Below are 19,062 nucleotides of genomic sequence, written 5' to 3'. Positions count from 1 at the left end.
TCTCGCTTTGTGTCGGGTGAAGTCGGATTGCAGGGTTAGGTCAGGTTGCCGCCGGGCACCTGCGCGATGTCGGAATAGGTTTGCATCAGGCGGGTGTGTTCGCGTTGGAACGCGTCGTTTCCGCCGTTGCGGTCGGCATCGGTCAGGGTGATACGCGTGTCGCTGGCCACACGTCCGGGATGGGCGTCCAGCACCAGCACGCGGTCGGCCATGCGGACCGCCTCACCGACGTCATGGGTCACGATCAGCAGCGTCAGGCCAAGCCCGCGTGCGATCTTCCGTACGTCCTGTTGCAGATTGCGCCTTGTGAAGGCATCCAGCGCCGAGAACGGTTCGTCCAGCAGCAGCACCTCGGGTTTCGGGGCCAGCGACCGAGCCAGCGCCACGCGCTGTTGCTGCCCGCCGGACAGTTCCTGCGCGTTGCGGTCGGCGAAACCGCCAAGATCCACAAGGTCCAGCACTTCGGGAATACGCGCCCGCGCTTCGTGCATTCGACGGGCGAAGCGTAACCCCAGCGCCGCGTTCTGCGCGACGGTCATCCAGGGATAAAGCGACGGCGCCTGGAACATCATCACCCAGCGGGGCGACGGGCCGCGCACGGCATTACCGTTGATCACCACCTCGCCGGCGGTCGGCATGCTCAGCCCAGACACCATATGGAGCAGCGTGGACTTGCCGCAGCCGGACCGGCCTAGCAGCGCCACGATCTCGCCTGGTTCTGCGGTGAAGCCGATATCGCTCAGCACCGGGCCGTCGCTTCGCCGATAGACATGTGACAGGCCGCGCACCGCGACATGCGCCCCGCTGGGCCGCCCGGCGACGTGGGGCATTGCGGTCCGGCCTGCGTTGTCCCGTGTGATCGGCTCTACCATCATGTGTTCTGCACCCTTGCGGCGTCATCTGGACTGTTCTGTCTTATCTGACCGGGTATGGTTTTCCCGGGTCAAGTGAACAGACCTGTCTTTCCATCAGGATTCGGAACTGGCTAAAATTCAGACGGAAAAAGCCCATTATTGGCGCATTATTCCGCCAAGTTGAGGGCAATCGAATGGTCCGATGGTGTGTTCAGCGGGCCGCTGATTCCGAAAAAGAAAAGACAGAACGGTCCAGCCCGATTGCCTGTTCCGTCCATTTATGCCAGACAGATTTCACGGCTTCTTGACCAAGGCGCAGCCATGACCGCTTTCGACGCCCGCGACCCCGCACCGGCGATTTCCGACACCGAGTCGGCCCCAGACTGGAATTTCGCCCGCCACGCGCCCGCCACGGCCCGCGACAAGATCCTGTCGGCGGCGTCGCATCTTTTCTGTCACAATGGCTTCTCGGCCACGGGGATCGACACGATCATTGCGCGCGCGGGTACCGCCAAGGCGACACTCTATAACCACTTTGCCTCCAAGGACGCGCTGATCGAAGCCGTGCTGGAGGCCGAAGGCGCGGCATGGCGGCGCTGGTTCTTCGGGCGACTGGGGCAGGTGCGCGGTCGTCCGGAGGACCGTGTTCTGGCGGTATTCGATGTTTTGCGCGACTGGTTCGCCGATGAGAACTATTTCGGGTGTCCGTTCATCAACGCGGTGGCCGAGTTCGAAACCGGCAATCCCGCGATCCGTGCGGCGGCCGACGTGCACAAAGCGCATCTGTTTACCTGGCTGAAGGCTGCCGCGATCGAGATGCAGGTCGACCGGCCCGAAGACGTGGCGCGGGGCATCGTCGTTCTGGTGGATGGGGCCATCGTGGCCGCGCAACATGCGCGCAATCCGGAATTCGCATTGGATGCGAAAGGCGTCGCGGCTGTCTATCTGGCCGGTCTGCGCCCGGCGCGGTAACCAGACGTGCCGAAGCCGACCGGCGCGCGACGAAAGCCGCGCCCCGGGGGCTGGGCGAAAAAGTGCTGCTGGAAATAAAACTGGGTGGCGGCGAGGTATCCGGCGGCATGCCTGTCCCCCCGGCGGCGCGATCACATCTCGGTGATCAGGCGCAGGATGACGATGAAGCCAAGTGTCAGGAACAGCGCGAAGGCCCCGCCGCCAAGGATCGCGGTCACCACGGTCGATCCACTGGCATAAAGCAGCCAGGCCGCAAGCGGCGAGGCTCCGATCACAATGCCACCTATAACCATTGCTGGACTCAAAAGATTGCGTCGCCGTCTTGTCGTCTTGACCATGGGGTCTGTTCTCCTCGAGAAACCGTTAACCATCGAACTACCGTCACACGTGTATGCCCGCTGAAGCCCGGTTCGGTCCACGAACCAGCCGGGTAGAAGGCGGGACGATTGGGATAGTCGGTTTGACTTTGGAAGAGGGGACCTGTGCGTCTGGTAAACGCGGGGATGAACGGATGGGCCGCCGCACGCCGCCCCGGAGGAGCTAAAACAGCAGCCGCGGACTTGGCTTGCGGGTCACGCTCGCGTAAGCCGTTCCTGCCGGGTCCGGCGCGCACCCCCGCGCGATACCGGTTTCGATCGAGGTGGCGCTGATGGCACGGGCCCTGGCCTGCGGAACATGCTGGACCGCGCGCGGCGCGCGAGAATCGGGGCGGTGCCTGCCGCACTGGAACCTGCGGGGCCGCGTATGACGGCGCTTGCACGGCTGCGCGGCTGGCGCCCCGGCAAGGCCAGTATAAGGATTGCGTTCACGCTTGGCCTTGTCGTGCTGCTGGCCTTCATCGTCGATCTGCGCTCCGCGGCGCGGCTGCTGTGGTCCGCTGACTCGGCCTGGCTCGGGGCTGCCTATCTTGCCCTGACGTTGCAGACCGTGGTTTCTGCCGCGCGCTGGCGGATCACCGCGGCGCGGCTGGATCACGGGTTCAGCTTGCTGGTCGCCGTCAGGGAATACTACCTAGCGCAGTTTCTGAACCAGACCCTGCCGGGCGGCATGGTCGGCGATGCCGGACGTGCGTTCCGCGCGCGCGGAGGCGCCGGGCTGGTACGTGCGGGTCAGGCGGTGCTGTTTGAACGGATGTCGGGACAGATCGCGCTGGTGCTGCTCGCCGCGCCAGGCCTTGCACTCTCTGCACTGCTGCCCGGCGGTATCAGATGGCCCGCGGTGATCGGCACCGCTGCGCTGGTGGTGGCCGGCCTTCTGGTGCTGCTGCCGCTACTGGTTCTTGGCGGCGCACGGGCTCCGGGCGCGGTCGGGCGCGCCTCGCGGGACTTCCTCGACGCGGCGCGGTTCGCCCTGTTCGACCGCGACATTCGTTATCGGCAGATCGTCCTGAGTCTCGGCACCGCGCTGTGCACGCTGGTCGCCTTCACCTGCTGCGCGGTGGCGACCGGCACCGTGATCGGCCCGTTCGCCATGCTGACCGTCGTGCCGCTGATCCTGCTGGCGATGATCGTTCCGCTGTCGGTGGCGGGCTGGGGCGTGCGCGAAAGCGCGGCGGCGATGCTGTTCCCGGTTGTCGGAGCGAGTGCCGAGGCCGGGCTGGCCGCATCGGTGGCCTTCGGGCTGGTGTTTCTGTCGGTCACGCTGCCGGGTGGCGCGATCCTGCTGTGGGACATGCGCCGCCGCGTGGGTCCTGGGGCGGCCTCGGGCGGCAACGACGAGGTTACCTGAGCGGATGCTGGCCCGCTCACCTTGCCGGTCCGGGGCGATGCGGGTGAAAAAGCACGGTTTCCGGGCCTTGAGCACGCCCGCTGGAACAGCTTTCGTGTGTGGGCTGGATTGGCGGGACAATCGCCCGGTTCGGCGCGGTGAGGCGCAAAAAGCGGCGACACTGTTCCGATCGCAGAGCCGCGAGATGCCCGCAACGTGACTTGATTTCGCCCCTCGAAGCCGCGACATGAGCTTCAAAGCACACATCCCCCACAGGAGGATTCCATGAGACTTCTCGTTGCTGCCACCGCCGCGGCGCTGACCCTGCAGGGCGCCGCCTTCGCGCAGGACCAGGCCGATTTTGGGCCACTGATCTCGGTGGAGCGTCTGAGCGCGGTGCAATCCACGCTCGACCCGCTGGTGATCGACATTCGCGCTCCCGGTGAAAACGGGTTTGGCGGTGGCCATATAGAAGGCGCCGTCAACGCCCCTTACGGACTGTTCCGTGGCCCATCGGACAACCCCGGCCAACTCGTGCCGGAGGAAGTTCTGACCGAGGTTCTGAGCGGGATCGGCGTGACCGCAGACCGTCCGACCGTGGTCGTCTACCAAGGCGCGAACGAAACTGATTTCGGGGCTGCCGCTCGCGTCTACTGGACGCTGAAATCCAGTGGTGTCAGCACGCTGGCGATCCTGAACGGCGGCGTGAATGCATGGACTGCGGCAGGCGAACCGCTCACCACACAGGCTGCGCAGCCGGTGCCGTCTGATTTCACAGTGACCTTCTCGGAGCAATGGCTCGCCACCACCGATGATGTGCGCGCGGTCGTTGCGGGCGACGAAGAAGCACTGCTTCTCGACGCGCGGCCCGAGGAATTCTGGTCGGGCAAGACCGCCCATGCCGCCGCCGCCAAGCCGGGCACCCTGCCGCAGTCACAGTATTTCACACATTCCGGCTGGTTCGACGGCGGTCCCGCGATCGTCGATGCCGACGCTGCGCGCGCGCTGGCCGCCGAGAAGGGCTATACTTCGGAAACCGAGATCGTGTCCTTTTGCAATACCGGTCACTGGGCCGCGACCAACTGGTTCGCCCTGAGCGAGCTGGCCGGGATCGAGAACGTGAAGCTGTATCCCGAATCGATGGTCGGCTGGTCCAACGCGGGTTATGACATGGCCAATGTTCCGGGGCTGCTGCAGAACCTCTGGAGCCAGATCAAGGGCGTTTTCTGAGGAACCGGTAATGACCGATACAACGGCACCGGCCCCCGCCGGAACCGTATCGCGGCGCGCCGCCCTGATCGGGGCGGCGATGCTGTTTGTGGCGCTGGTCGGCGTCCTGGCAGGGGCCCGCTACGGTCTTCTGCTGGCCATCGGCCTTGGCTTCGGGATCACGCTCGAAGGGTTGCGGTTCGGCTTTGCCGGGCCGTGGCGCGCGATGATCCTGCGCCGCGATCCCGCCGGGATCATCGCGCAGCTCTGCGCGATAGCGATCGTCGCCGTCGTGGCGATCCCGCTGCTGGCCGCGAACCCGGGCGAGCTTGCTGGTGCCCATGCGCCGGTCGGGCTGGCGATGGTCGGCGGTGCCTTCGTGTTCGGGATCTGCATGCAAATCGTGTTGGGCTGCGGGTCAGGCACACTGGTGAACGCTGGCAGCGGCAACCCGGTCAGCCTCGTGGCGCTGCCGTTCTTCGCCATCGGCAGTTTCGCAGGGGCGTATCATCTGTTCTGGTGGACGGATCTCGGTTCCGCGCCACTGGTCGTGCTGTCGGGGACGGGCGGACTGGCGGTGACGCTGGCCGCGCTGGCTGCAGTCGCCGCCTTCGTGTGGTGGCGCGCCGCGCCGGAAAACCGCCGCGTGGCCCCGCGCCTGTGGCTGGCCGCGGCTCTGGTCGCCGCGCTGGCGATTGGCAACCTCGTCGTCGCCGGTCAGCCCTGGGGCGTGGTTTACGGTCTCGGGCTGTGGGCGGCCAAGGGCGCCAGCCTGATGGGCGCGGACCTTGCCGGGTCGGCATTCTGGTCGGCGGCGGGTAACCAGGATAGGCTGGCGGCCAGCGTCCTGACCGACGTCACCTCGCTCACGAATATCGGGATTATCGCCGGTGCGGCTCTTGTCGCAAGCTGGCGGGCGGGATTGGGTCAGGGCCTGCCACGGTTGCCTGCGCGGGCCTGGGCCGCCGCGGTCGTGGCGGGGTTCCTTCTGGGATACTCGTCGCGGCTGGCTTTCGGGTGTAACGTGGGCGCGTTCTTCAGCGGTATCTCTACCGGCAGCCTGCACGGCTGGGTCTGGTTTCTCGCTGCCTTCGCCGGAGCGGTTCTTGGTGTGCGCCTGCGCCCGCATCTTGGGCTGGAGGCACGCTGATGGCCCCGACGCGCAGGCTGACCGCCGGACTGGCACTGGCGCTTGTCGCCACTGTGCTGCTGCTGGATCTTGCCGCGGGCAGCGTGCCGAACCCGTATCGTGCCCCGGCGCTGCTCGCGCTTGGATCAGGGCAGGTCGCCAGTGGCGGGCATTGCGCCGCGCTGCCGGGGAACTGACCGCAGCCCAACCATCTCAGGCCGTCCGGCGCCACGCGCGGCGCGAAGCGTTTGCCCGACCGCCGCCTGCCGGTTACACCTTCGGAATATGCCGCAAGGGGGAACGGCCCATGGAAATCGTCGATTTGCCGGTAATCGTGACCGGCGCGGCCTCTGGCCTTGGGGCCGCCACGGCGCGGCACCTGGCCGAACGCGGGGCCCGCGTGGTGCTGATGGACCGGGATATCGCGGGTGCGCGTGTCGCGGCCGAGATCGTGGGCCAGTTGCAACTGATAGATGTCACCGACGAGGCAAGCGTGCTCTCGGCGGTGGCGGCGGCGGTGGACTGGTTCGGTCCGCCGCGCGCGCTGGTGCATTGCGCGGGCGTGGTGCATGCGGAAACGACGCTGGGTCGGGGCCGCCGCCACGGAAGCGCAGCCTTCGCGCAGGTCTGCGACGTCAACCTGACCGGCAGCTTCACCATGGCCGCCGCGGTAGCCGAGGCCATGGCGAAGGGCGCGCCGGATGCCGATGGCGGTCGCGGCGCAATCGTGCTGACCGCGTCGGTGGCGGGCTTCGAAGGCCAGCGCGGGCAGGCTGCGTATGCCGCGTCCAAGGCCGGGGTGGCGGGCCTCGTGCTGCCGCTCGCGCGCGATCTGGCCCGCGACGGGATCCGGGTGAACGCCATCGCCCCCGGCCTATTCCGTACACCGATGCTTGAAAGCCTGGGCGAGGAAACCTGCGCAACCCTGGCGCGGGACGTCGTTTTCCCGCCCCGTCTGGGTGAGCCGACGGAGTTCGCGCATGCCGCCGCCTTCCTGATCGAAAACCGCTACGTCAACGGCACAACCCTAAGGTTGGATGGCGGTATACGGCTGCCCTGATTGGGGCCCAAGCCTTGCGGTGGCGGGCCGGGTGGCATAGCGTCTCGCCAAACAAACGTACCGAGGGGACGACAGGGATGACACGCACGGGATGGCGCATTTTGGGGGCCGCCGCACTGGCTTTGGGGCTGATGCAGCCCGTCGGCGCGGCTGGGGAAAACCTGAAGGTCGGCATGATCACCACCTTGTCCGGCGGTGGCGCCGGACTTGGGATCGACGTGCGTGACGGGTTTCTGCTGGCGGTCAAGCAGGCCGAAGCCCCGATCGAGGTCGTTATCGAGGACGACCAGCGCAAGCCGGACATCGCCGTGCAACTGGCTGACAAGCTGATCCAGTCCGACAAGGTCGACGTGATGACCGGGATCATCTTCTCGAACCTCGCGATGGCGGTGATCCCGTCGGCGGTGGCGCAGGGCAAGATTTACCTGTCGCCCAATGCGGGGCCGTCGCAACTGGCCGGTGCGGGCTGCCATCCGAACTATTTCAACGTCGCGTGGCAGAACGACAACTTGCACGAGGCGGCAGGCGCCTATGCCAACAGCGCAGGCCACACCAACACCTTCATCCTTGCGCCGAACTACCCTGCAGGACAGGACGCGTTGACCGGGTTCAAGCGGTTCTACGAAGGCGAGTTGGCGGGCGAGCTTTACACCGCTCTCGGTCAGACCGACTACGCGGCCGAAATCGCGCAGATCCGGGCCAGCGGCGCGGACAGCGTGTTCTTCTTCCTGCCGGGAGGCATGGGCATCTCTTTCCTGAAGCAATACGCCGACAGCGGCGTGGACATGCCGGTGATCGGACCGGCCTTCAGCTTCGACCAGGGCATCCTGCAGGCGGTGGGCGACGCGGCGCTTGGCGTGCGCAACACCTCGCAATGGTCGGGGGACCTGGACAACCCGGTGAACGCGGCCTTCGTCGAAAGCTTCGAGGCAGAGTATGGGCGGCTGCCGTCGCTTTACGCCAGCCAGGGCTTCGACACCGCGAACCTTCTGATCAGCGCGATGGGCAAGGCCGACATCGCCGATCTGGACGCATTCCGCGCGGCGCTGAAGGAGGCCGATTTCGACAGCACGCGCGGTGCGTTCCGGTTCAACACGAACCAGCACCCGGTGCAGGACATCTATGTTCGCGAAGTGATCCGGGACGGTGACGTGTTCACCAACCGCATCGTCGCCACCGCCCTGCGGGAACGCGGCGACGCCTATGCTGCCGAGTGCCCGATGGAATGAGGGGCACGCCCCTCGTTACCCGCCCTGAACCAGACCGGCTGGAGGCATAGACACGTGGCGCGACCCGCCCGATGCAGGTTCCGCCCATGAGCGGTGTTCTGCTACTTGAACAGCTGCTCAACGGCGTGCAGTTCGGTGTGATGCTGTTCCTGATGGCCGCCGGCCTGACGCTGGTCTTCGGCGTAATGGGGCTGATCAACCTTGCGCACGGCTCTCTTTACATGGTGGGAGCTTTCGCTGCGGCGGCGGTGTCGGCGGCCACCGGATCGTTCCTGCTTGGGCTTGGGGCTGCGCTGGCGGCGGCTGCGGCGGCGGGCGCGCTGATCGAGGTGGCCGTGATCCGGCGACTTTATGCGCGCGATCACCTCGACCAGGTGCTGGCGACATTCGCGTTGATCCTGATCTTCTCGGAAGGCACGCGCTGGCTGTTCGGGTCGTTTCCGCTGTTCCTTGACGTTCCGGGCTGGCTGGCTGGGCCGGTCGCGCTTCCGCTTGGGATCGATTATCCCAAGTACCGCCTTGCGGTCATCGCGGTCGGGCTTGCGGTTGCGGCGGGCCTGTTCTGGCTGATCGCGGGCACCCGCCTGGGAGTTCAGATCCGGGCCGGAGAAGCGGACCGCGAGATGATCGCGGCGCTTGGCGTGGACATCACCCGGCTCTACACGCTTGTCTTTGCGCTTGGTGCGGCGCTGGCCGGACTGGCGGGCGCTCTGGTCGGCGCGATCCAGTCGGTTCAGGTCGGCATGGGAGAGCCTGTGCTGATCCTGGCTTTCGTCGTCATCGTCATTGGCGGCATCGGGTCGATCCGCGGCGCGTTCGTCGGCGCGCTTCTTGTCGGGCTGACCGATACGCTGGGTCGGGTGCTGCTGCCGCTTGCGATGGTCCACGTGGTCGGCCCGCAGGCGGCGGCCACGGCGGGCAGCGCGGTCGCCTCCATGGCGATCTACATCCTGATGGCACTGGTGCTGGTGTTCCGGCCCGCAGGTTTGTTCGGAAAGGTCTGAGATGCGGCGCGAGACGATCGTGAACGCCGCACTGGCGCTGGGGCTGCTGGCGTTTCCGCTTTGGGCGCACTGGGCTGGAGAGCCGTTCTACATCACACTCGCAACGCGGGCGGCGATCCTTGCGCTGGCCGGGGTCGGGCTGAACCTTGCGCTTGGCACCGGCGGCCTCGTGAGCCTAGGTCATGCCGCGTTCTTCGGCCTTGGCGGTTATGCGATGGGAGTTCTGGCGTGGCACGCGCAGATGTACACGCCGATGCAGGTCTTCGGGATGACCGTGCCGGGCACGAAATCCATGCCCGTGATCTGGCTGGTGGCGATGTCGGGCGGGGCGCTGCTGGCCGCGCTGATCGGGGCGCTGAGCCTGCGGTCTTCTGGGGTCTACTTCATTATGCTCACGCTCGCCTTCGGGCAGATGGTCTATTACTTTGCCATCAGCTGGCCCGCCTATGGCGGCGAGGACGGGCTTTCGATCTATCTGCGAAACGGCTTTCCGGGTCTGAATACGCTGGATCCGCTGCAGTTCTTCGCGCTGACCTACGCGGTACTGATGGCGGTGATCTGGGGCATGGCGCGGCTGCGGGCCTCGCCCTTCGGGCTCGCGCTGGCCGCGGCCCGGCAAAGCCCGGCGCGGGTGCAGGCTGTGGGCATCGGCGTCTTCCCGCTGCGGCTGGCAGCCTTCGTGCTCTCGGGTGCGGTGACGGCGCTGGCCGGGGCGCTTTTCGCCGATCTGAACCGCTTCGTCAGTCCGTCGATGCTCAGCTGGCATACCAGTGGCGAGTTGATCGTGATCGTCGTGCTTGGCGGGGTGGCGCGGCTCTATGGCCCTGTCGCGGGAGCGGTGCTGCTGGTGACGCTGGAACATGTGCTGGGCGGCGTCAGCGACTATTGGCAGATCTTTCTCGGGCTCGGCCTGCTGGCGGTTGTGCTGTTCGCGCGCGGTGGACTCATCGGCGCGCTGGCCGGGCGGGCGGTGGCGCATGACTGAACCGGCGCTCGAGGTGCGCGGCCTGCGCAAGTCGTTCGGCGCTATCGTGGCCAGCGACGACGTCAGCCTCGATCTGCGCGGCGGCGAGGTGCACGCGCTGATCGGACCGAACGGCGCCGGGAAATCCACACTGATTGCGCAGATCGCGGGCGCGCTGCGCCCGGACGCGGGCAGCGTGCGGCTGGCGGGACGCGACGTGACCGGGCTTGGCACGGCGGCGCGTGCGCGGCTGGGACTTGCCCGCACCTTTCAGGTTTCCGCGCTGGCGATGGAGTTGACCGTGCTGCAGAACGTTGTGCTTGGCGTTGCAGGCCGGGCCGGTGGGGCGTGGCGGTTCCGCGGCGCGGCCCTGCGCGACCCGGCGCTCGTGCGACCTGCGCGCGAGGCACTGGCGCGGGTCGGACTGACAGGCGAGGCGACGAGCGTGGTCGCAGACCTGTCGCACGGACAGCGGCGGCGGCTGGAACTGGCGGTCGCACTCGCGCTCAAACCACGCTGTTTCGTGATGGACGAACCGCTGGCCGGGCTCGGCGCCGATGGCAGTGCCGAGATGACGGCATTGCTTGCCGGGCTGAAGGCACAGGCGCCGATCCTTCTGGTGGAGCACGACATGGACGCGGTCTTTGCGCTGGCCGACCGGATCAGTGTGCTGGTCTACGGGCGCATCATCTCCACCGGCCCGCCCGACGCCATCCGCGCGGATGCTGCCGTGCGCGAGGCCTATCTCGGGGATGCGTCATGACCGCCGCCGCCCCGCCTCCGCTTTTGGACCTGCGCGGCGTCACGGCGCTTTACGGTCATTCGCAAGCGCTGTTCGGCGTGGACCTGACCGTGCGGGCGGGGCAGGTGACTGCGCTGATGGGGCGCAACGGGATGGGCAAGACGACCACGATCCGCACCATCTGCCGCCTGCTGCCGAACCGTGCGGGAGAGATGTTTCTGGACGGGCACGACCTGTCGGGCCTTCCGCCGCACCGGGTGGCGCGCATGGGGGTCGGGCTGGTGCCCGAGGGGCGCCGCGTGTTCGCTCCGCTCAGCGTGCGCGATAATCTTGTCGCTGCCGCGCGGCCCGGCGCTTGGGACATCAAAGGTGTCGTGGCGCTGTTCCCGCGTCTCGGGGAACGGATGGGGCAAGGCGCGGGCACACTTTCGGGCGGCGAGCAGCAGATGCTGGCCATCGGCCGGGCGCTGATGACCAACCCGCGCCTGCTGATCCTCGACGAGGCGACCGAAGGGCTGGCCCCAACCGTGCGCTCCGAGATCTGGCAGGCGATCGGCCGACTGAAACAGGACGCGGGGCTTGGCATCTTGCTGGTCGACAAGTCCCTGCGCGAGCTTACGGCCGTTGCGGACAGCGCCGTCGTTCTGGACAAGGGCCGGTCGGTCTGGGCCGGGCCGATGACCGGCCTGACCGCGGAGCACGCCGCGCGCTGGCTGGGCGTTTGAACGGCTATTCAGCCGGGGCGGTGTCCTTGGCAAAGCGGCGATAGGACCAGTCCGCGCCGACCGATTCCTCGGCGAGCAGCGCATCGACGCGGCCCCGGTCCGGCGACTTGCGGCAGACCGGGTCCACCGCGCGGGCATCGCCAACCAGTGCCATCGCCTGGCAGCGACAGCCGCCAAGGTCAATTTCGCGTCGGTCGCAGCTTCGGCACGTTTCGGGCATCCAGTCGGTGCCCCGGAAGGCGTTGAAGGCATCGCCGCCATACCAGATGTCAGCCAGCGGTACCTCGCGTGCGTTCTGGAAGACCATGCCGGGAATGATCTCGGCCGCGTGGCAGGGCAGCACTTTTCCGTCCGGTGCGATATTGAGCCCGGTGGATCCCCAACCGCCCATGCAGGCCTTTGGGTAGTCGGCGTAGTAATCTGGCGGAACGAAATCGATGGCCAGCACGCCGCGCAGCCGGGTGCGTGCCTCCGCCACGACGCGCTTTGCGGCATCAACCTGCGCCCGCGTGGGTTGCAGCGCCGCGCGGTTCTTCAGGGCCCAGCCAGCGAACTGAACGCAGGCGACTTCGATCCGTCGCGCGCCGAGCTGACAGGCCAGTTCAAGCGTTTCGGGAAGATCGTCAAGGTTGTGGCGGTGCATCACGGCGTTCAGTGTCAGCGGGATGCCTCGGTCCGCGATCATGTCCGCGACCTGCATCTTCTTGTCGAACCCGCCCGCATAGCCGCCCACGCGGTCCGCGATTTCGGCCCGGACGCCCTGCATCGACAGTTGCACGTGATCCAGTCCGGCGGCATCGAGTGCGGCAAGCCGGTCGGCGGTGATGCCGATACCCGACGTGATCAGGTTGGTATAAAGCCCGGCATCGCGCGCGGCGCCCACAAGGTCCACGAGGTCGCGCCGCGATGCGGGCTCCCCGCCGGACAGGTGCACGTGCAGCACACCCATCGCGGCGGCCTGCCGGAAGATGTCCACCCAGATTTCTGTCGGCAACTCGCCCGACGCGCGGGTCAGTTCCACGGGGTTCGAACAATAGGGACAGGCGAGCGGGCAGCGATGGGTCAGTTCGGCCAGCAGCGCCAGCGGCGGGCGGATCGCGGGCTCAGCCATCGTGCATGTCCACCAGCCGCTTGTCCGCAAGGTCCTGCAGGAAGGCCACGACATCCCCGGTCACCTGTTCGGGCGGCGCGCCGAAGCGCGCGGCAAGGTCGGCGGCGATTGCGCCCGTGCTGCGCTGCCCGTCCAGTTCGGACAGGATGGCATGGCCGATCCCGTCCAGCATCAGTGTCCGCTCCGGGCCCAGCAGCACCTCCATGCCACGCACGCGGTCGTGGTGCAGGCGCACACCGCGGGGAAGCGCGGGAATCCGCGCCAGATCGACTTGTGTGCTCATGCCTTTGCCCCGGCGGCCTGCCCCTCGCCGGGCCGCCATGCCCCGGGCGGGATGCGTCCCGGCTCCACATAGGCCGACCACAGCGCATCGAGTTGCGCCCAGAGAACCTCGGTCTTGAAGATCAGCGCGTTCGCCGCCGCGTCCTGATCGGCCTGCGTGACGGCATGATCCAGCACCCATTGCAGCCCGAAGGCGACATCCTTCGGGGCCTCGGTCAGACGGTGCTGGAAGTAGGCGATCGTGTCCGGGTTCGCGAAATCGTAATGCTCAAGCAGCCCGGCAATCCGTTCGCTGTGGATCTTCGGCGCAAAAAGCTCTGTCAGCGACGAAGCCACGGCCGGCAGCAGCGGCTGGTCCCGCACGAAGCGCACATACGCATCCACGGCGAAGCGCGTGGCGGGCAGGATGCCTACGCCCGAGGCCACGTAATCCGGGTCCAGCCCCACACCTTCGGCAAGCCGCAGCCAGCGGGCTATGCCGCCCTCGCGCGTGTCGGTGCCGTCGTGATCCTCTATACGCGATCGCCAGATTCGCCGCATCTTCGGGTCGTCCAGCCGCGACAGGAAGGCCGCGTCCTTCATCGGAATGCGGCTCTGGTAATAGTAACGGTTGATGACCCAGGCCTGCACCTGGTCCATGGTGCAGCCGCCCGAATGGAGCAGGTGATGGAACGGGTGCTTGTCGTGGTATCGTTCGTCGCCGATGCGGCGCAGGCGCGCCTCGAAATGGGCGGCGGTCGGGCTCTGGTCGGTCATGGGGTGATCTCCATCCCGTCGGCGGCGATCTGCCAGCCTGCCGCGGAAAGCGCCGCGCGCTCGGGTCCGTCGGGCTGCAGCGCCGGATTTGTGTTGTTGATGTGCACGAAGACCTTGCGGCAGGTCAGACCGGCAAGCCGCGCGATGCTACCGTCCGGCCCGTCCATCGCCACATGCCCCATGCGCGCGCCGGTCTTGGCGCCTGTGCCGGTGCTGGGCATTTCGTCGTTGCGCCAGACGGTGCCGTCGAACAGCACGAGGTCCGCATCGGCGAGGCGCGCAAGAAGATCGTCCGTCACCTTCGCGCAGCCGGGAATGTAGTAGACGGTGTGCCCGTCGGCCGAAAGTCGCAGACCGACCGTCTGCTCACCCATGGCGTTGGTATCCACCTCGTCCCCTTCGAGATACAGCGCGACCTTGCCCGGCACCGCGAAGGCGGTCACTTCAAGCCCGTCAAGCGGCGCGAAGGGCGAGTCCAGTGCGATGCGGCTTTTTTCCACGAGTGCGGGGTCGAGCACGGCGAAGACCGCGTTCGCGTCGAGAATGTCGAGCGTTTGCGATGTGGCGAAGACCGTGAAGCGTGTCTTCTCGCGCAGAGTCAGAAGCCCGGCAACGTGGTCTATGTCGCCGTTGGTCAGAACGACGGCCCGAAGCGGGCTGTCTCGCAGTCCGGTCGGTGCAAGTTGCGGCGTCACGGCGAATTGCTGGCGAATGTCGGGAGAGGCATTGAGTACGGCCCAGCCTTGCCCGTCTACGGAAACTGCCAGCGATGACTGACTCATCGCTGGCAGACGTCCTGACCGGGCATCGGCGCAGTTGCGGCAGCCGCAGTTCCATTGCGGCAGTCCGCCCCCGGCTCCGGCGCCCAGAACCTTTATGTGCACGGGGCCGCGATCAGAACAGATCGTGATCGGGGCGACGCTCGTCCTCGGCCGGGCCGTACATGTTGATTTCCATGCCGCAGTTGATTTCGACGGCGATCGGGGTCTTCCAAGCCATAACTGATCCTCCTCTGTCAGCTCAGTAGCCGGACGGTAGCTTAGCCTCCCGCGCACTGAAATAAGACTTAAGGATTGGGTTGACGAAACGTGTCGGCGGCCCGGACGAACAGCCTGCGGTTCTCGCGCGCCAGTGTATCCAGAAGGTCGACAGCCGCCCGCACCGGCCGGGCGCTGCGCTGGTTCTCGTGCCAGACGGTCCAGTAGCTGCGGGAGAGGCTGCGGGTCGGAAACAACGGAACGAGGCCCGGCACGCCCGCTGCCATGAAGTCGTGCAGGATGCCGATACCCGCCCCGGCCTTGACCGCCTCGAACTGGCCGAGCGCGGTGGAAATCTCGATCGACGAATGCCAGCCGGGCAGGAATTCCCCGGTGTAGTTCAGCGCTTGGGTGAAGATAAGATCGTCCACGTAGCCGATCAGGCGATGCGCTGCGAGGTCGGCCAGTTCCGTTGGCGTGCCCGCCCGGTCGAGATAGGCTTGCGCCGCGTAGAGTCCGAGCGTGTAGTCGGTCAGCTTCCGCGCACGCAGGCGCCCGCGCGCCGGGCGGTCGATCATGATCGCGATGTCCGCCTCGCGCTGGGACAGCGAAAACGTGCGCGGCACCGGCACCAGTTGCAAGTCGAGTGAGGGATAGGCCTGCGTGAACCGATCGAGCCGCGCGGCGAGAAATCCTGCGCCGAATCCATCGGGCGCGCCGATCCGCACGCTGCCCGCGATGTCGCCCGCGCGGTCGCTCAGACGGGCTTCGGCTTCCAGCATGGCGGCCTCGGCCCGTTCGGCCAGCGGCAGCATCGCGGTGCCGGGTCCGGTCAGCGCGCAGCCTTGCGGGCCGCGGTCCAGAAGCGTGGTGCCGAGTGCGGTTTCCAGCGCGGCAATGCGGCGGCTCAGCCTTGCCTGGCTGACGCCAAGCCTGCGTGCGGCGCCGAGCATCTGCCCCTCGCGGGCGACGGCAAGGAAGTACTTTGCATCGTTCCAGTTCATCTTGCGTCTTTCGATCTAACGTTTTCGCATAACAGATTGCCATAAACGTCCATACAGAAATTCAAACATGCATAGCATAACCGGCGCAACAGAGGAGAGTCCCCATGACCGAGATCGCACATTACATTTCCGGTGCCCGCGTCGCCGGAACGTCGGGCCGCAGCCAGCCGGTCTTCAACCCCGCCACCGGCGCGTCCGAACGGACCGTCGCGGTGGCCGATGTGGCCGAGGTGGACGCCGCCGTCGCTGCCGCCAAGGCAGCATGGCCCGCGTGGTCCCGCACCCCGGCGCTGCGCCGTGCACGCATCCTCGACCGGTTCAAGACGATCCTGTGGGACCGGGCGGATGACCTTGCGCGGGCGATCTCGGCTGAACATGGCAAGACCCATGACGACGCGCTTGGCGAGGTCACGCGCGGGCTTGAGGTGGTGGAATTCGCCGTCGGCGCGCCCAGCCACCTGAAGGGTGAATTTTCCGAGAATGTCGGCACCGGCGTCGACACCCACGCGATCCGTCAAAGCCTTGGCGTGGTGGCGGGCATCACCCCGTTCAATTTCCCGGCCATGGTGCCGATGTGGATGTTCCCGGTTGCGCTGGCCTGCGGCAATACCTTCATCCTCAAGCCGTCCGAACGCGACCCGTCCGCGAGCCTGCTGATTGCGGAATGGCTGACCGAGGCCGGCCTGCCCGAGGGCGTGTTCAACGTGGTTCAGGGGGACAAGGTCGCAGTGGACGCGCTGCTGCACCACCCTGACGTCAAAGCCATCAGCTTCGTCGGCTCGACCCCGATCGCGCAGTATATCCACGCCACCGGAACCGCGCAGGGCAAACGGGTGCAGGCCCTTGGCGGGGCGAAGAATCACATGGTTATCATGCCCGACGCCGATCTTGACATGGCGGCCAGCGCGCTGATGGGCGCGGCCTTCGGCTCGGCCGGAGAACGGTGCATGGCGATCTCGGTCGCGGTGCCGGTGACCGATGCTGTTGCCGATGCGCTGATCGAACGGCTGGTGCCGCAGATCGCTGCGCTGAAGGTCGGCCCTGCCAGCGACCCGGACAGCGACATGGGACCGCTCGTGACCGCGCAGCATCTTGCGAAGGTGCGCGGCTATATCGACGGGGCCGAGGCGCAGGGCGCCACCATCGTCGCCGATGGGCGCGGTTTCCGGCAGGACCGGCAGGGCTGCAAGAACGGGTACTTCATCGGCGGCACGCTGATCGACAACGTCACCGAAGACATGACCTGCTACCGCGATGAGATCTTCGGCCCGGTCCTGTCGGTAGTGCGCAAGCCCGACTACCAGTCCGCCGTCGACCTGATCCACGGCCATGAATACGCCAATGGCACGGCCGTGTTCACCCGCGACGGCGATGTGGCGCGCAGCTTCAGTCAGGACATAGAGGTCGGGATGGTTGGCATCAACGTGCCGATTCCGGTGCCGATGGCGTTCCACAGCTTCGGCGGCTGGAAGGCGTCGATCTTCGGGGATCACGCGATGCACGGGATGGAAGGCATTCGCTTCTACACCCGCATCAAGACAACGACGACGCGTTGGCCCACTGGCATGCGGAGCGACCCGCAGTTCACGATGCCGACCCTCGGTTGATTCGTCGCGTTTGCGCACAAGGCCCCCGGACAGAGGACGCTGTCCGGGGCAGGGCACGGAAAGGTTTCGCCAGACGCTTGCAGGTGTCGCGTTGCCGCATGCAAATGGATGGCCGGTCAGCCGAATGACAGGCCTTGCTCGCCGAAAGCGTGTGCCGGTCCGACGATTGCTTGGATGGTGAACTGATTAACAGTCTGTCACTTTGCTGCCTGAACTGGATATCGCCACTGGCGTTTTACACCGGGAGCACCGACTTGGACGGATCAGGATTCAGTGCCCAGCATGACCAGGCGAGCCATCTGGAACACTGCGCGCATGAAAGTATCGAACGCGACCAGGCCATCACCGACATCGCCCGCAGGATCGGCGATCTGAGCATCGCCATAGCCGGTGTCGCAGGAGAGGTGACCGACACCTCGGCTCGCGTGTCGCGCCAGGCAGGGGTTCTGCGGTCGATCGCCGCTCAAAGCGTCGAGATGGCCGACCAGGGCACCAAGGTCGAGTCCGCCGCGCAGGACGCGATGGCGATTTCCGACCGGGTGACCGGCGACGTGACCTCCACCAGCCGCCAGGTTCAGGCGATGGTGGATGACGTGAACGGCCTTGTGGAGCGGATCAACACCGTTTTCGAACGGCTGGCAGTGATCGAGAAAAGCATGATCCAAGTCGGCAAGGTTTCGCGCGAGGTCGAGATGGTGTCGCGCAAGACCAACCTCGTCGCGCTGAACGCTGCGATCGAAGCGGCGCGCGCCGGGCGGCATGGCAAAGGCTTCATGGTGGTCGCCACCGAAGTGAAGGAATTGTCCTCGCTTGCCGGTGTTGCGGCTGAGGAAATCAGCGCAACGGTCGGAACGCTGTCTGCGGACCTGCGCAAGCTGGGGTCGGACGTGTCCGGGGCCGTCGAACTGGCGTCGCACCTGCGCGAGCAGACCGACAGTGTCGGCTCCCGGATCGACGACATCCCCACCGCGCTCGGCGAGGTGCGCGACGCGCAAGCCGACATATGCACTGCCGCAAGCGAGATTGGCGGGTCGGTCAAGTCCGTGCGCGAGAACATCGGCAACCTGTCCGAAGGCGTCGCCTTGTCATCGCAATCGCTGGAAAAGGCCGGTGAACGGCTGTCCGAAGTGATCGCCAACTCCGAGGCGCTGACAGGCGTGACGGCGCGTCTTGGCGTTGAAACGGTGGACACGCCGTTCATCCACGCGGCGCAGGAAACCGCCGCACGTATCGCGCAGGCCTTCGAAGACGCGGTGGACAGTGGCCGCATCTCCATGCACGATTTGTTCGATAAGGACTACGAACCGATCGCCGGGTCCGATCCGCAGCAGGTCACCACGCGCTACCTGCAACTTGCGGACAGCCTCTTGCCCGCGTTTCAGGAACCGATGCTGCAACTTTCGGACCGCGTGGTGTTCTGCGCAGCGGTTGACACGAACGGCTACCTGCCGACCCACAACCGCCGCTTCAGCCGCCCGCAACTGCCCGGCCAGGTGGCATGGAATACGGCCCATTCCCGCAACCGACGCGTCTTCGACGACCGGGTCGGTCTGGCCGCCGGTCGCAACACGGAACCATTCCTGCTGCAGGCCTACCGGCGCGATATGGGCGACGGTGAATTCGCTCTGATGAAGGATCTGTCCGCGCCGATCTTCGTGCGCGGCAAGCACTGGGGCGGGTTGCGCCTCGCCTATCGCTGCTGAACTGAACGGTTGCGGACCGGCGCGCGC

General features: G+C 66.6%; 21 protein-coding genes. 13 read left to right on the top strand and 8 right to left on the bottom strand.

Translation table 11 applies throughout. The annotated features are described in order from the left end of the window. Positions 1–35 precede the first annotated feature (35 nt). Entirely contained in the window at positions 36–875 is an 840-nt protein-coding gene (locus DKT77_RS19525) for an ABC transporter ATP-binding protein (protein WP_238548046.1), read from the bottom strand. A gap of 300 nt (positions 876–1,175) precedes the next feature. Between DKT77_RS19525 and DKT77_RS19520 the strand changes: the two genes are divergently transcribed. Beyond that, positions 1,176–1,826, top strand: coding sequence for a TetR/AcrR family transcriptional regulator (locus DKT77_RS19520; RefSeq protein WP_109813319.1), 651 nt, complete (start codon positions 1,176–1,178; stop codon positions 1,824–1,826). Positions 1,827–1,957: 131 nt separating this feature from the next. Here the strand turns inward: DKT77_RS19520 and DKT77_RS21270 are convergent, their stop codons facing one another. Further along, positions 1,958–2,101, bottom strand: a complete 144-nt coding sequence (locus DKT77_RS21270; protein ID WP_238548045.1) for a hypothetical protein — start codon at positions 2,099–2,101, stop codon at positions 1,958–1,960. Positions 2,102–2,570: 469 nt separating this feature from the next. Here DKT77_RS21270 and DKT77_RS19515 point away from each other — a divergent pair, with 469 nt between their 5' ends. The 10 genes from DKT77_RS19515 to DKT77_RS19475 all read left to right on the top strand — a co-directional run bounded on the left by DKT77_RS19515 (position 2,571) and on the right by DKT77_RS19475 (position 11,595). After that, positions 2,571–3,554 (top strand): lysylphosphatidylglycerol synthase transmembrane domain-containing protein, encoded by a 984-nt coding sequence (locus tag DKT77_RS19515; protein WP_238548044.1) that lies wholly within the window; start codon positions 2,571–2,573, stop codon positions 3,552–3,554. A gap of 264 nt (positions 3,555–3,818) precedes the next feature. After that, the gene (locus tag DKT77_RS19510; RefSeq protein WP_109813317.1) at positions 3,819–4,763 is read left to right on the top strand and encodes a sulfurtransferase; all 945 of its coding nucleotides are present in this window, start codon (positions 3,819–3,821) and stop codon (positions 4,761–4,763) included. 10 nt (positions 4,764–4,773) lie between these two features. Then, on the top strand, positions 4,774–5,892 hold the full coding sequence (locus DKT77_RS19505) for a YeeE/YedE thiosulfate transporter family protein (protein WP_109813316.1): 1,119 nt from the start codon (positions 4,774–4,776) through the stop codon (positions 5,890–5,892). Beyond that, entirely contained in the window at positions 5,892–6,068 is a 177-nt protein-coding gene (locus DKT77_RS21265) for a hypothetical protein (protein WP_238548043.1), read from the top strand. The genes DKT77_RS19505 and DKT77_RS21265 overlap by 1 nt, the downstream gene beginning before the upstream one ends. Before the next feature lie 110 nt (positions 6,069–6,178). Then, on the top strand, positions 6,179–6,931 hold the full coding sequence (locus DKT77_RS19500) for an SDR family oxidoreductase (RefSeq protein WP_109813315.1): 753 nt from the start codon (positions 6,179–6,181) through the stop codon (positions 6,929–6,931). A gap of 77 nt (positions 6,932–7,008) precedes the next feature. Continuing rightward, a complete protein-coding gene (locus DKT77_RS19495; RefSeq protein ID WP_420798334.1) occupies positions 7,009–8,160 on the top strand; it encodes an ABC transporter substrate-binding protein in 1,152 nt (383 codons plus the stop codon). Between the two features lie 86 nt (positions 8,161–8,246). After that, positions 8,247–9,164, top strand: a complete 918-nt coding sequence (locus tag DKT77_RS19490) for a branched-chain amino acid ABC transporter permease (RefSeq protein WP_109813314.1) — start codon at positions 8,247–8,249, stop codon at positions 9,162–9,164. A gap of 1 nt (position 9,165) precedes the next feature. After that, complete coding sequence (locus tag DKT77_RS19485) at positions 9,166–10,149, top strand: branched-chain amino acid ABC transporter permease (protein WP_109813313.1); 984 nt, start codon at positions 9,166–9,168, stop codon at positions 10,147–10,149. Further along, positions 10,142–10,891 carry an ABC transporter ATP-binding protein gene (locus tag DKT77_RS19480; RefSeq protein ID WP_109813312.1) on the top strand — a complete coding sequence of 250 codons (750 nt, stop codon included), beginning with the start codon at positions 10,142–10,144 and terminating at the stop codon, positions 10,889–10,891. Before DKT77_RS19485 ends, DKT77_RS19480 begins: the two co-directional genes overlap by 8 nt. Then, entirely contained in the window at positions 10,888–11,595 is a 708-nt protein-coding gene (locus DKT77_RS19475; RefSeq protein WP_109813311.1) for an ABC transporter ATP-binding protein, read from the top strand. Before DKT77_RS19480 ends, DKT77_RS19475 begins: the two co-directional genes overlap by 4 nt. Positions 11,596–11,599: 4 nt before the next feature. On the opposite strand, the gene pqqE is transcribed toward DKT77_RS19475, so the two are convergent. The 6 genes from pqqE to DKT77_RS19445 all read right to left on the bottom strand — a co-directional run bounded on the left by pqqE (position 11,600) and on the right by DKT77_RS19445 (position 15,725). Beyond that, entirely contained in the window at positions 11,600–12,706 is a 1,107-nt protein-coding gene (gene pqqE / locus DKT77_RS19470; protein ID WP_109813310.1) for a pyrroloquinoline quinone biosynthesis protein PqqE, read from the bottom strand. After that, entirely contained in the window at positions 12,699–12,989 is a 291-nt protein-coding gene (gene pqqD, locus DKT77_RS19465; protein ID WP_109813309.1) for a pyrroloquinoline quinone biosynthesis peptide chaperone PqqD, read from the bottom strand. The genes pqqE and pqqD overlap by 8 nt, the downstream gene beginning before the upstream one ends. After that, positions 12,986–13,744: a pyrroloquinoline-quinone synthase PqqC gene (gene pqqC / locus DKT77_RS19460; protein WP_109813308.1), complete on the bottom strand. Its 759-nt coding sequence runs from the start codon at positions 13,742–13,744 to the stop codon at positions 12,986–12,988. Before pqqC ends, pqqD begins: the two co-directional genes overlap by 4 nt. Continuing rightward, positions 13,741–14,628: a pyrroloquinoline quinone biosynthesis protein PqqB gene (gene pqqB, locus DKT77_RS19455; RefSeq protein WP_109813307.1), complete on the bottom strand. Its 888-nt coding sequence runs from the start codon at positions 14,626–14,628 to the stop codon at positions 13,741–13,743. Before pqqB ends, pqqC begins: the two co-directional genes overlap by 4 nt. A 10-nt stretch (positions 14,629–14,638) precedes the next feature. Beyond that, positions 14,639–14,743: a pyrroloquinoline quinone precursor peptide PqqA gene (gene pqqA / locus DKT77_RS19450; protein ID WP_109813306.1), complete on the bottom strand. Its 105-nt coding sequence runs from the start codon at positions 14,741–14,743 to the stop codon at positions 14,639–14,641. Between the two features lie 67 nt (positions 14,744–14,810). Beyond that, positions 14,811–15,725 carry a LysR family transcriptional regulator gene (locus tag DKT77_RS19445; RefSeq protein WP_109813305.1) on the bottom strand — a complete coding sequence of 305 codons (915 nt, stop codon included), beginning with the start codon at positions 15,723–15,725 and terminating at the stop codon, positions 14,811–14,813. Between the two features lie 104 nt (positions 15,726–15,829). Between DKT77_RS19445 and DKT77_RS19440 the strand changes: the two genes are divergently transcribed. Together DKT77_RS19440 and DKT77_RS19435 are read left to right on the top strand one after the other, a co-directional pair. After that, on the top strand, positions 15,830–17,332 hold the full coding sequence (locus DKT77_RS19440; protein ID WP_109813304.1) for a CoA-acylating methylmalonate-semialdehyde dehydrogenase: 1,503 nt from the start codon (positions 15,830–15,832) through the stop codon (positions 17,330–17,332). 254 nt (positions 17,333–17,586) lie between these two features. Continuing rightward, positions 17,587–19,035 (top strand): methyl-accepting chemotaxis protein, encoded by a 1,449-nt coding sequence (locus tag DKT77_RS19435; RefSeq protein WP_146205053.1) that lies wholly within the window; start codon positions 17,587–17,589, stop codon positions 19,033–19,035. Positions 19,036–19,062 lie beyond the last annotated feature (27 nt).

It is taken from the genome of Meridianimarinicoccus roseus (genome assembly GCF_003172915.1).
Classification (GTDB): Bacteria; Pseudomonadota; Alphaproteobacteria; order Rhodobacterales; family Rhodobacteraceae; genus Meridianimarinicoccus; species Meridianimarinicoccus roseus.
This window is presented reverse-complemented; position numbering and strand designations above follow the sequence as displayed.